General features: G+C 49.8%; 12 protein-coding genes. All 12 read right to left on the minus strand.

Annotated features, from left to right (window positions below; genetic code table 11):
- Positions 1 to 100 precede the first annotated feature (100 nt).
- On the minus strand, positions 101 to 1,411 hold the full coding sequence (spoIVB, locus tag DXA36_RS22115; protein ID WP_243114713.1) for a SpoIVB peptidase: 1,311 nt from the start codon (positions 1,409 to 1,411) through the stop codon (positions 101 to 103).
- A gap of 141 nt (positions 1,412 to 1,552) precedes the next feature.
- Positions 1,553 to 3,238 (minus strand): DNA repair protein RecN, encoded by a 1,686-nt coding sequence (recN, locus tag DXA36_RS22120; protein ID WP_118681626.1) that lies wholly within the window; start codon positions 3,236 to 3,238, stop codon positions 1,553 to 1,555.
- A 58-nt stretch (positions 3,239 to 3,296) separates the two neighbouring features.
- A complete protein-coding gene (gene argR / locus DXA36_RS22125) occupies positions 3,297 to 3,749 on the minus strand; it encodes an arginine repressor (RefSeq protein ID WP_118681627.1) in 453 nt (150 codons plus the stop codon).
- A 4-nt stretch (positions 3,750 to 3,753) separates the two neighbouring features.
- Positions 3,754 to 4,605, minus strand: a complete 852-nt coding sequence (locus tag DXA36_RS22130; protein WP_243114714.1) for an NAD(+)/NADH kinase — start codon at positions 4,603 to 4,605, stop codon at positions 3,754 to 3,756.
- Positions 4,606 to 4,644: 39 nt separating this feature from the next.
- Complete coding sequence (locus DXA36_RS22135) at positions 4,645 to 5,550, minus strand: TlyA family RNA methyltransferase (RefSeq protein ID WP_118681629.1); 906 nt, start codon at positions 5,548 to 5,550, stop codon at positions 4,645 to 4,647.
- Complete coding sequence (gene dxs, locus DXA36_RS22140) at positions 5,550 to 7,412, minus strand: 1-deoxy-D-xylulose-5-phosphate synthase (protein ID WP_118681630.1); 1,863 nt, start codon at positions 7,410 to 7,412, stop codon at positions 5,550 to 5,552. The genes DXA36_RS22135 and dxs overlap by 1 nt, the downstream gene beginning before the upstream one ends.
- A 13-nt stretch (positions 7,413 to 7,425) precedes the next feature.
- Positions 7,426 to 8,352 (minus strand): polyprenyl synthetase family protein, encoded by a 927-nt coding sequence (locus DXA36_RS22145; protein ID WP_118681631.1) that lies wholly within the window; start codon positions 8,350 to 8,352, stop codon positions 7,426 to 7,428.
- Positions 8,342 to 8,617, minus strand: coding sequence for an exodeoxyribonuclease VII small subunit (xseB, locus tag DXA36_RS22150; RefSeq protein WP_118681632.1), 276 nt, complete (start codon positions 8,615 to 8,617; stop codon positions 8,342 to 8,344). The genes DXA36_RS22145 and xseB overlap by 11 nt, the downstream gene beginning before the upstream one ends.
- On the minus strand, positions 8,614 to 9,840 hold the full coding sequence (gene xseA, locus DXA36_RS22155) for an exodeoxyribonuclease VII large subunit (RefSeq protein ID WP_118681633.1): 1,227 nt from the start codon (positions 9,838 to 9,840) through the stop codon (positions 8,614 to 8,616). The genes xseB and xseA overlap by 4 nt, the downstream gene beginning before the upstream one ends.
- 10 nt (positions 9,841 to 9,850) lie before the next feature.
- Positions 9,851 to 10,249: a transcription antitermination factor NusB gene (gene nusB, locus DXA36_RS22160; protein WP_118681696.1), complete on the minus strand. Its 399-nt coding sequence runs from the start codon at positions 10,247 to 10,249 to the stop codon at positions 9,851 to 9,853.
- Positions 10,250 to 10,471: 222 nt separating this feature from the next.
- Positions 10,472 to 10,888, minus strand: coding sequence for an Asp23/Gls24 family envelope stress response protein (locus DXA36_RS22165; protein WP_330425090.1), 417 nt, complete (start codon positions 10,886 to 10,888; stop codon positions 10,472 to 10,474).
- Positions 10,889 to 10,981: 93 nt separating this feature from the next.
- Positions 10,982 to 12,247, minus strand: coding sequence for a transglutaminase domain-containing protein (locus DXA36_RS22170; protein WP_118681634.1), 1,266 nt, complete (start codon positions 12,245 to 12,247; stop codon positions 10,982 to 10,984).

Raw genomic sequence — 12,247 nt, forward strand, 5'->3', positions numbered from 1 at the left:
CAATTTCAAGGCTGTGGGGCTTCGCCCCATAAAAAAAGAAGGAAAAGCTCCCTTATTGAGCAAGCTCAAACGGGGGCTTTTTCTTCTTTTTTTGCACGGCTCATTGGAGTAACATGTTTTCAATAAATATCCCGAAGCCTCTGGTGGGGTCTTGTACGAGGACGTGGGTGACGGCTCCTATTATTTTTCCGTCCTGGAGGATGGGGCTGCCGCTCATTCCCTGGACTATGCCTCCGGTGGTTTCCAGGAGGTCGGGGTCGGTTACCTGGAGTTCGATCCCTCTGTTGATGTTGTCGTGGTCAAGGTGTATCGCGGTGATTTTGATGTCGTATAGCTGTGGTTCGCCGCCTACGCTGCATAGGATTTGGGCGGGGCCTGTTTCTACTTCCTGTTTCAGGCCGATGGGCATAGCCTGGGAGGTGATGTGGGCCGCAGCGGATTCGCTCAGTTCTCCGAAGATTCCTTCTACGGTATTGGCCTCAATTGTTCCCATCTTATTGCTTTCTTTGTAGTCTATGACGCCTGTAAGTTCGCCCGGCGTTCCATTTTCTCCCTTGGTTATGGACACAATATCGGTCTGGTAAAGGCTTCCGTTTTTAAGATTCATCAGCGTGGCGGTATCCATATCGTTGATTCCATGACCCAATGCACCGAAGGAATTGTTCTCGTCCAGATAGGTGAGGGTTCCCACGCCCTGGGCATTGTCCCTTATCCATATACCAAGCTTATATTGCCCGTCCTGGTTTTCTTCGGGTTTTACCTTCAGGTCAAATTCCTGGTCGTCACGCAGTATTGTGAGAACCATTTCTTCTCCGTTGCTTTCTTCGATTTGCTTCATGAAGGCGGCTTTTCCTTCCACTTCCTTACCGTCCGTCTTCAGAATATAATCGCCTTCCTTGAGCAGATGTCCTACGGGTTCTTTCACCTGGCCGTCAGCGCCGGTAAAATCACCTGTGGCGATAACCAGTATCCCCTGGGTCTTGACATAAATGCCTATGGGAACTCCCGCCGGTATCAGTGTCTTGTCATTGATAACCTGTACATTTACGGTTTTAAATGGAATGACGCCGAACAGCTTCAAATCCATTGTATAGGTATCAATATCTTCCGCGTATAAGGTAAGGGACTCTCCCAGATCCACGGAAAGGCTTTTTGTTTCTTTTGTCTCTGTTACCGCGTTCATTCCGGTTACCGGTATTGCTTCGTCTTCACCTCCGGAGCTTGCCGGCGCCTTATACAGCTTACCGGTAACAGGTACGTTCAAATCCAAATCCTGCTGGATTCCTGCGCGGATATGGATGGCACGGGGAATTTTTTCCCATATCAGGAAAAGCCAGCATATGATTAACGCTGTTGTGGAGCAAATCAGCAAAACATATAAAAATAAGCGGTACTTTTTTCTTCTTTCCAAAATTTCACATCCTTCCTGCTGCTTATTCTGCTAATAGCAGGCACAGCTGCTATGGGACTTTTCAGGCCCTTTTAGCAAAGAAAAGGACATACATTTAACATGTACGTCCTTTCTAGTATGTGACAAATGGGTGAAGATAATTTAGTATTGTTTTGTATTTGCTGCCATTTCTTTCAATTCTCTTGCGTTGGCAAGTGAATTTTCCGTTATCATATCGCTCCCGAGCATCCTTGCAAGCTCGTTTAATATGTCATTTCCGCCGATTTCCGTTATGGCTGTGCTGGTGGAATCTTCCATGGATTTTTTTTCTATAATAAAATGATTATCCGCCATTGCGGCTATCTGGGGAAGGTGGGTGATACAGATTACCTGACGGTTTTTGCCCAGTACTGCCAGCTTCCGGGAAACCTTCCATGCGGTTTTTCCGCTGATTCCGGTATCGATTTCATCAAATATAAAGGTATCCTTATCTTCCTGTCCGGCTGTTATCGTTTTCAGGGCGAGCATGATACGTGACAGTTCTCCGCCGCTGGCAACGCCGGCCAGCGCCTTACGCGGCTCACCGGGGTTAGTGGATATCATAAAGGATACCTCATCCCAGCCGTCTGGGCCAATGGAAGCCTTCTGTTCCACCTCCACGGCAAAATCCACCTGGTTGAAATTCAAATCCTGCAGAGCCTCAATAAAAAGCTTTGCCAGCTTCTTCCCTGCGCTTTTGCGCATTTTAGTCGCCCTGGCGCAGACATGTTCCAGGCCTGTGCGGGCCTCCTGCAGCTCCTTTACCAGCTTTTCCCGGTAAGCATCCGCATCCAGCAGCCGTTCCAGCTCCTCCTGCCTGTTCTCTTTATATAGAAGGATCTCCTTTATCGTAGACCCGTATTTATCCTTCAGCCGGTTAATCGTGTTGAGCCGTTCCTCCACCTGGAGAAAATCACTTTGATCAAATTCCAAATCGGAAAGATAATCGGAAACCGAACGGTTAAAATCGTTCAGCAGTCCGTCTATATCCATGAGCATACCTGCCATATCCGAAAGTGCGCCGTCATAGGCGCTCACGCTGTTCAGTTCACGCAAAGCTCTTCCTGCTGCGCCGCCGGCGCCGCATTCCTGGTCATATCCGGTAAGCACATGGACATTTCCCAGGGCTTCTGCGATTTTACGGCTGTTGCTCATTTTCTGGTAACGCTCTTCCAGCTCCTCATCTTCATTATCTTTTAAGGCTGCATTGTCAATTTCTTCCACTTCAAAACGGGCCAGGGAAAGCTCACGCTCCTTTTCCCGTTCATCCAGGTTGGTTTCCGCCAGTTTTTCCTGGATTTTTCTATAAACATGATATTTCTCTTTTATCTCTTTTTTTATGCCGGTAAAATCTTCCCCGGCAAAATCATCCAGAATTTCCAGATGTTTTTTTGTTTGTAAAAGCTGCTGGGAATCATGCTGCCCGTGAATGTCGATCAATACACCGGAAAGCTCTTTCAGCAGCCTCGCGTTGACCGTTTCTCCATTCACCTTACTGATGCTGCGCTGGGGCATAATTCTGCGCTGCAGGATCACAAGGCCGTCTTCCTCAACGGGAATATCCAGCTTTTTCACCTTCTCAATCTGCGCCTCCTTATCCAGCTGGAACACCAGCTCGATCAGGGCAAAATCCGCGCCCGTCCGGATCATGTCCCGATCACCGCGGCTCCCCAGAGCCAGGCCCACAGAACCGATGATAATGGATTTTCCCGCTCCGGTTTCACCTGTCAGGATGTTCAGATGGGGACCAAAAAAAACCTCGGTCTCCTGAATCAATGCCAGATTTTTCACATGTAAGCTCACTAACATTTTTCTTCTCCTATTTTCTCCTTCCGAACACTTCCCGGCCGTTTCCCCTATCCGGCTCCTAATTTTTCAGGATTTCACGGATCTTATCCATTACTATCCTGGTATCCTCCACACTGCGCACCGCCATCATAATCGTATCATCTCCGGCAATACTACCCACAATCTCCTTGAATTTCATGGCATCCACCGCGGCGGCGACGGCCATAGCCATACCGGAGACGGTTTTGAGTACCAGAATGTTCTGTGCCATATCCATAGATACAAAACCATCCTTCAGCACCCTCACATATTTGTCCCACAGCCGGCTGTCATCCTGGCGCAGCACAATGTATTTCTGCCTGCCGTTTCCTGCAGGCACCTTGGAAAGGTGAAGCTGCCGGATATCCCGTGAAACGGTTGCCTGGGTCACCGTAAATCCGGCCTCACGGAGCTTGTCTGCCAATTCTTCCTGGGTCTCTATTTCATAGGTTTCAATCAATTCCACAATTTTTTCATGTCTGTTTTGTTTCATCGGTCTACTCACTCATCTTTCTATGTAAACGCTCCAGGAAGCTTCGTTCGCTCAGCTTCATGATGGAGGTGGTTTTACTGCTTCGTGTCACCTTGATTCGGTCTCCCGTTTTCAGGATGAGGCAGCGGCTTCCGTCAAAATTCACTTCCACTTCCCGGCTGAGAGCCTTATCCTGCCCGGACTGCTTTTCCCCGATTTCCACAACAACTTCGTCCTCAGCCCGCAGGACAATGCTTCTTGTATTGAGTGTATGCGGACAGATGGGCGTAAGCACAATGAGGTTTGCCCCCGGCTCCACAATCGGGCCTCCCGCAGACATGTTATAGCCTGTGGATCCTGTGGGAGTGGCTATGACAATCCCGTCCGCCCCATAGCTGTTCAAAACCTGTCCGTTCACCCATATCCGGAACCGGATCACCTGCAGAGGTCCCCTACGGGTGATTGCCACATCATTCAGCGCGTGCACCTGTGCCTCTTCCCCGCTGCCGTCTTCCCTGAGCACCCGCCCGGAAAGCATCATCCGCTCCTCTATCGTATATTCCTCACGCAGAAGCTTTTCCAGCGCAAAATCCAGTGCAACCGGCTCCACCTCCGCCAGATACCCCACCGTCCCCAGGTTAACACCCAGAAGAGGGATTCCGTTGCCGGCGGTTTCCCGGGCGGCCTTCAGCATGGTACCGTCTCCTCCCAGCACGATCATGCAGTCTGAATGCAAATCGCCTCCGCCTTCCTTCAGCCGGATTTGTTCTTCCGATTCATTATCCGCACAGATGGTGCAGGAAGCCCCCCTCTCTTCCAGATACTCACGGATATATGCGGTCACCTTCAGCCCCGGGTCCTTAGGTCTGTTTGTCATAATAATATAATGTTTGCTGCACCCTATCCCCATGTTAAGCTACCCCTGTTTCCTATCCTGATCAAGAGCTTCATGCGCCTGTTTCACAAGTTCCTCCACGGTTTTCTTCCATTCCGTATCTTCTGAAAGCCCGCTTTTTCCAGCGGTAAGCTCCGCCAGTTCCCTTTCCGCCTCATGCTCCGTAAGGGCGGTAATTTCTTCCGGCAGATTTTCTTTCTTTTTAAGGTAAACCAGATATTCGATATTTCCTTCCGGCCCTTTGACCGGAGAATAGGTCAGCCCTTCTATCGCAAACCCTGTAAGAGCCGCAAAATCCAATACCCTGGCAATGACCTCACCGTGCACCGCAGGCTCCCTGACCACACCCTTTTTCCCGACCTTATCCCGTCCCGCTTCGAACTGGGGCTTTATAAGACATACCATATGCCCGCCCTCTTTCAAAAGGTTTCTGGCCGGAATCAAAATCTTGGTCAGGGAAATAAAGGAAACATCCACGGAAGCAAAGCTCAGCTCATCCTGAATATCTCCGGGGAGCATGTATCGGAAATTCGTTTTTTCCATACAGACTACCCGCTCGTCGCTGCGCAGCTTCCAGGCCAGCTGTCCATGGCCCACATCCACAGAATAAACCTTTGCAGCCCCGCCCTGCAGCATACAGTCCGTAAAACCTCCGGTAGAAGCGCCGATATCCATGCATACTTTTCCCGAAAGACTGACAGGAAAGCACTGCATGGCCTTTTCCAGCTTCAGGCCCCCGCGGCTTACGTATTTCAGCGGGTTTTCCTTCACTGTCAACACACATTTGTCTTCTTCAAAGACAGAACCGGCCTTATCCTCCCGCTGCCCGTCCACAAATACATTGCCGGACATAATAATCGCTTTTGCCTTCTCCCGGGAGGGCGCATAGCCCTGCTTTACCAGAAGTACATCCAATCGTTCCTTCATCAGACTTCCCCTAACACTTCATGAATCCGTTTCAGAATGGATTCCTTGTCTATTCCGATTTCCTGCTTCAGCAGATCCACATTTCCATGCTCCACATATTCATCCGGAACAGCGATGGTGAGAATCCGGACCGGAAGGCCGTTGTCATCCGCAAAGGTACGCACTCTTTCTCCGAAGCCTCCGCTCTCCACGTTTTCTTCCATGGTAACCAGAAGCTTGTGGGTATGGGCCAGCTTCCGGATCCCCTCTTCATCAATTGGTTTTACAAATCTGGCATTTACCAGCGTACAGAACCGGCCTTCCTTCTTCAGGTCCGCATATACCTCCTCACCGGTTTTTACCATACTGCCCACAGCAAGAAGTGCGATATCCTTCTCCTCATATATCATCTCACTGCGTCCGTATGCAACGGGCGCACGGAAAGCTGCCAGGCCGTCATAAGCCTCACCTCTGGGATAACGCAGGGCAATAGGTGCCCCGAAGGACACCGCGAATTTCATCATATCGGAAAGCTCCCATTTATTTTTGGGTGCCATAATGTGCATATTCGGAATGGAGGACAGATAAGATAAATCAAAGATTCCCTGATGGGTCTCCCCGTCGCTGCCAACCAGCCCCGCCCGGTCAATGGCAAAAATGACCGGCAGATTCTGGATACATACATCATGCAGCACCTGATCATAGGCTCTTTGAAGGAAGGAAGAATACACGGCCACCACCGGTTTCAGCCCTCCTACGGCAAGTCCCGCAGCAAAGGTAACCGCATGCTGCTCCGCGATACCCACGTCAAAAAAGCGATCCGGATACGCATGGCTGAAACGCTTCAGCCCTGTTCCGTCCGGCATTGCCGCCGTTATCGCAACAATTTTTTCATCCCGCTGGCCAAGCTTCATCATAACGGTGGAAAAAACATCCGTATAATTGGCTTTCATTTTCTTTTTCAAAGGGACACCGGTCTGTACGTCAAAAGGCTCCGCTCCATGGAAACGGGCCGGATGATTTTCCGCGGGGGCATAGCCCTTGCCTTTTTTCGTAAGTACATGGATGATTACCGCATTCTTTCTGCGTTTTGCTTCATTAATAACGCGGATGAGGGATGCCGTATCATGGCCGTCCACCGGCCCCAGATAGGTAATCCCCATGTCTTCAAAATACATACCCGGAATTACCAGCTGCTTCAGGCTGTTTTTGGCACGGCGGATCCCGGCTACCACAGGATCTCCGTATTTGGTGTTGCGGATGGCATAGTAAATCCCGTCCTTCACATCCAGATATGCGTTTGAGGTACGGATATTATTCAGATATTTGGATACACCGCCTACATTTTCGGAAATGGACATATTATTGTCATTTAGAATAATTATGAAGTTGGTTTCCAGCCTTGCCGCATTATTGAGCGCTTCATAAGCCATTCCGCCCGTGAGGGAACCGTCTCCGATTACGGACACGATAGTCCGGTTCTCTCCCCGCAGATCTCTTGCCTTCACCATACCCAGGCCGGCAGAGATAGAAGTGGAGCTGTGTCCTGTATCAAAGCTGTCACAGGGACTTTCTTTTCTCTTGGGAAAGCCGCTCATGCCGCCGTATTTCTTCAGCATATCAAACCCTTCCCGCCTGCCGGTCAGCAGCTTATGGGTATAGGACTGGTGCCCCACATCCCAAATGATTTTATCTTCCGGCAGGTTCAGCGCCAGATGCAGAGCCATAGTAAGCTCCACGGCTCCCAGATTGGATCCCAGATGGCCTCCCGTCACACTGATTTTCCGAACGAGGAAGTCCCGGATCTCCGCTGCCAAAGCGGCATAGTCCCTGGGATTTATATTTTTAATGTCATTTGCTTTCTGTATCTGATCGAGAAGCATAAGATGCCTCCTTTTATTTTTTTCTGGTAATTAAATCTTCCACCAGTGCTTCCAAAAATTCATTGCGGACGGTTTCCTTCCCTGCAAGGGAAAATGAGGCAAGACCGGTTATGGCTTCCTCCGACAGGCGGCGTACCTCTTCTATTGAGCGCTCCATGCCATTGAGGGATACATATGTCACCTTATGGTTTTTCAGGTCACTTCCGGTCTGTTTGCCAAGGACCTCCAGACTGCTCGTGAGATCCAGGATATCATCCTGGATCTGGAAAGCCAGGCCGATACGTGTTCCGATTTCCTCCAGACGGCTAAGCTGCGCGTCATCAGCCCCGGCAAGCTGCGCCCCTATCATCAGGGAGCTTTGTATCAAAGCTGCCGTTTTGTTTTCATGGATATAGAGCAGAAGCTCCTGGGTTACCTGTTCCTCCGGCAGTTCTTCCGCCTGCGTATCCGCCGTCTGGCCGCCTATCATTCCATATACGCCGGCTTTCCGGGCCAGGACAGACATTGCTTTTGCACAGCGGGAAAGCAGATGAGGCTCTTCTCCCGCCATGGCAAAGGAGCGGCATGCGGTTTCAAACGCATAATTTAAAAGGGCATCCCCTGCCAGAACAGCCATTCCTTCCCCATATACGGCATGGGTGGTTTTACGGCCCCTGCGGTATTCATCGTTATCCATACACGGCAGATCATCATGTACCAGGGAATAGGTGTGTATCATTTCGATAGCCGCCATAAAGGGCTCAACAAGGTTTCCTTCTCCTCCGAACAGGCGGAAGGTTTCCTGCATCAGCATAGGACGGAGCCGCTTTCCGCCGGCCAGGACACTGTAATTCATCGCCTCGAGAACCGTTTTCTGGAACCCCTCTTCCGCCGGAAGGCAGCGCTTCAGGATTTTCTCAATCTCCTCCACCTTTTCCTGCCGCATTTTATCAAAATTCATCCAGTCCGCCCTCCTCATTCAGCATCAGTACCTTTTTTTCCACCTTATCTATCTTATCATTGCATATTTTCAGTAAATCCATACCTTTTTTATAGGCCTGGAAGGAATCCTCCAGGGTGATTTCCTCGTCCTCAAGGGTATGGGTAATTTCATCCAGGAGACTGAACGCTTCTTCCAGGGAAGGTGTCCTTTCTTCCTGGGAAGGCGCCTTGCCTTCCTTTTTTGCTTCAGCGGCTATCGGTTCCTGCACTTTTTCCTTTTTCATGCCCTGCCTTCTCCTTTCTCCTGCTTCCATAACTCTTTATCCGTGACCACCGCTTCTATTTTTCCGTTTTTCACATGGATGGAAAGCTTATCTCCGGTTTCCACACGTTCCACATCAGATACGGTTTTTCCCCTGCTGTCGGAAACATAGGAAAATCCCTGGTTGAGCTTATCCAGCGGGGAAAGGCCTTTCAGCTTCTCCGTATACAGACCCAGCATATGGCGTTTTCCCGTTAGCTGCCGCTTTATCAGCGCCGTCATCTGCTCTTCCATATGCAGGGCACACATTCTTTTTTCCCGGATCTGATTTGCCGGACTCAGATACTGCAGCTTTGTACGGGCCTGTCTGCCTCTGGAACGTTCCCATTCAATCCGGTTCTTCATCCTTACAAACAGCTCATTCCGGCAGTCCTCAAGCACGGCTTCCAGCTGACGCACATCATAAACAGCCAGTTCTGCTGCGGCAGACGGAGTAGGTGCACGCAGATCGGAAACAAAATCGATAATCGTAGTATCCGTCTCATGTCCTACGGCAGATATGACCGGAACTGTGCAGTCAAATACCGCCTGGGCCACCGCTTCCTCATTAAAAGCCCACAGGTCTTCAATGGATCCGCCGCCGCGTCCTACAATCATCACATCCACACCCAGGTGTTCCATGGCATGAATTCCCCGGATAATGCTGGCAGCCGCCTGATCGCCCTGCACAATGGCCGGATACAGCAGGATCTGCACATAAGGGTTCCTGCGGCGTGTGATATTGATAATATCCTGCACAGCTGCCCCGGTAGGTGCGGTTACCACCCCCAGGGTTCTGATGTATTTGGGCAACGGCTGCTTGTACTCCGAAGCAAAAAGCCCCTGCTCCGCAAGCTCCCGTTTCAGCCGTTCAAATTTTTCATATAAATAACCAGCCCCGTCCAGTATGATTTCGCGGGCATAAAGCTGGTATTTTCCATCCCGTTCATATACCTCGATGCTCCCGCCTACGACCACCTGCTGGCCTTCTTCCATACGGAATTTAAGGCCTGCCCGGTTTCCTGCAAACATCACACAGGCAATGGTGCCCCTGGTATCCTTGATAGTAAAATAAATATGCCCGGAAGAATGGTACTTGCAGTTGCTCACTTCCCCCTTGACATATATATTCTGCAGCATGAAATCCTGAGAAAACATATTCTTGATGTAGGAGTTCACCTGCGCCACGGTATATACATTTCTCACTTGGTTTCCTCTATACAAACCGGGCAAGCACGCCGTTTACAAAGCCGGCAGATTCATCCTGCCCGAACTTTTTGGCAAGCTCCACAGCTTCATTAATCGCCACGCTGTCCGGTACTTCTTCATCAAACTTAATCTCATAAACGGCCAGGCGGATGATGGTCAGATCCACTTTACCCATTCTGGAGGTTGTCCAGCCCTTTGCGGTGGTATTGATCATTTCATCGATCTCCGGCAGCTTATCCTGTATTTTTTCAAATTTTCCCTGGATATAAGCAGCATCCTTTTCTCCGATGCCGTTTTCCTCGTCCTCAAAAAAGAGCTGGCACTGTTCAGGCATCTCTTCCTTCGGATTGAATTCCACGCGGAACAACAGCTTGAAAATCTGTTCCCTTTGTTCTCTTCTGCCCATTATTTCCTCAATTCCGCCGATTTCCGGCTTTGTTCGCTTCTTCCCCCACAGCACTGCAGCGTCCGGAAAAAGAAGGGGAAAACCTGTCCCCCGCCGGGTCACACCACAATATGCCGAAAGGATTTGCCGATAAATAGCTTGTACAGGCTGAATATACAAGTTATTTGCCGGCAAATCCTAAGTGCCTTTCGGGATACGAAAGGCACCTGTCGTCAGACCATTTTAATTTCCAGGCTCCATATTGACATTGACAATACGGATATTGACATCCGTTACGGTAAGCCCGGTCATATTTTCTATGGCATTTTTAACCTTTTCCTGAACCTTGCTGCAGGTTCCAGGGATATTATATCCATATTCCAGGGACAGCGCCAGATCCGCCTTAACGGTATTACCGGCCACCTGCACCTTTACTCCTTTTGTCAGGCTCTTAACCCCAACCTTGCCGATAAGCTCATTGGTAATATTGCCTGCCATGGCAGACACGCCTTCCACCTCTGTCGCCGCCAGAGATGCTATCATTGCCACAACCTCGTCCGCAATCTGCACGGAACCAATGCTTTCATTGGAATTCTCTGATTCCATTCCCCGCAGGACATAGGTATTTCTATTGTTGTCTTTTCTTGTATCTTTTTCCATAAGGCTGCCTCCTTTATTCCTATAACACTGATTATAACAAAATACCACACCTTTGCAAAGTGTTTTTATCAGGCGCTCTTTTACTGCTACTGTTCACTCTAGCCAAAAGCTTAAGGTATACTGCTCCGGAGTGTCCACATAAGCGGCGGACGCACCGTCTCCCTTCAGATAGTCAAAGATCTTCTGATCCTCCAGTAATTTTTCCTTCATTTCCTGGTATACGGTAAGATCGGCGCACTTCAGGGTGACGATTCCTTTTTCCTCTTCATAGCCCCTGGCAAACAGCTCCGTCAGCCTGTTCTCATCAACGCTTTCAAAATATGCATTTTCCCTGACGTAATAATTGTCGGCCATGGCCGTACATTCCGGGAGGCAGAAGGAATTATCTATTCTATGGGTACGCAAAAGCTGCTGCGTGGTGACCATAAGATAATCATAGTTCACGCTGGGCCGGGTTTTCCCCTGCCAGGCAGGATCATCGTCCCCCATGAGGTAATAGGCGTCTCCCCAGGTGGGATCCACATAATACCATTCCCCGTCCGCCAGTACCATGTCCCAGGCATGGGGTTCTCCGTTCTTCACCTGTCCGGTGACAAGGACCGCCGGGATACCCAGCCGGCCGCAGAGAAACTGAAACGCTTTGGCATACCCCTGGCACACAGATTCCCCATAAAGGAATACGGAACATATTGTCTGGTTTTCAGGTGCATCCAGCCTGTAATCCGTGTGTTCTATCATGTAATCATAGATATATCTGATCTTCTGATAGTCATCCATATCGGTATGTATGCCTTCCAATGCCCGGTCAACATAGTCTTCTATGCCTTCCGTACGTTCCTGCACCTGTTCCCCGGTCAGGGTATATTGCCCGGAAAAGGTTATTTTGTGTATTTCCTCTCCCAGTGTATGTTTGGTGAAGGTATAGCCGTCCACATAGAAAATCTCCGGATGATCTGCAAGAATGCTGTTAAATACCGGCTCCAGCAAATCCGGATTCAGGGTGGAAAGCTCCACATCCCGTTCAAAACCGGTTATCGCCTGCAGCATCTGCAGGTAAAGCTGTTGTTCTTCCTCCGTAAGAAGTCCGTAAGCATATCCGTTTTCCCCGGAAATTCCGTCAGCCGTACTTTCCTCCGCCTGCTCGTCAGTAACTTTCTCTTCTGAAGCGGCTGTATCCCTCCCGGATAATCCGGATTCCGCGCGTGTCACAGATTCCTCCTGCGCGGGAAAGCTTTCTGTTTCTTCCACGTTTTCTCCTCCGGGCCAAGGAATGGGCAGTTCCCCCTTCCAGGCCCAGAATGCAGTGATAAAAATAAGAATAACGAGAATGACTACTACGGTTTTGGAAAATCTTTTCAT

The sequence above is a fragment of the Eisenbergiella sp. OF01-20 genome (genome assembly GCF_003478085.1).
Taxonomy (GTDB): domain Bacteria; phylum Bacillota; class Clostridia; order Lachnospirales; family Lachnospiraceae; genus Eisenbergiella.

Coding starts and splice junctions, on each gene's coding strand:
- DXA36_RS22170 (WP_118681634.1), bottom strand. CDS start 12,247: ATGAAAAGATTTTCCAAAACCGTAGTAGTCATTCTCGTTATTCTTATT.
- DXA36_RS22130 (WP_243114714.1), bottom strand. CDS start 4,605: ATGACAAACAGACCTAAGGACCCGGGGCTGAAGGTGACCGCATATATC.
- argR (WP_118681627.1), bottom strand. CDS start 3,749: ATGAAACAAAACAGACATGAAAAAATTGTGGAATTGATTGAAACCTAT.
- nusB (WP_118681696.1), bottom strand. CDS start 10,249: ATGGGCAGAAGAGAACAAAGGGAACAGATTTTCAAGCTGTTGTTCCGC.
- DXA36_RS22165 (WP_330425090.1), bottom strand. CDS start 10,888: ATGGAAAAAGATACAAGAAAAGACAACAATAGAAATACCTATGTCCTG.
- DXA36_RS22135 (WP_118681629.1), bottom strand. CDS start 5,550: ATGAAGGAACGATTGGATGTACTTCTGGTAAAGCAGGGCTATGCGCCC.
- DXA36_RS22145 (WP_118681631.1), bottom strand. CDS start 8,352: ATGAATTTTGATAAAATGCGGCAGGAAAAGGTGGAGGAGATTGAGAAA.
- dxs (WP_118681630.1), bottom strand. CDS start 7,412: ATGCTTCTCGATCAGATACAGAAAGCAAATGACATTAAAAATATAAAT.
- recN (WP_118681626.1), bottom strand. CDS start 3,238: ATGTTAGTGAGCTTACATGTGAAAAATCTGGCATTGATTCAGGAGACC.
- xseB (WP_118681632.1), bottom strand. CDS start 8,617: ATGAAAAAGGAAAAAGTGCAGGAACCGATAGCCGCTGAAGCAAAAAAG.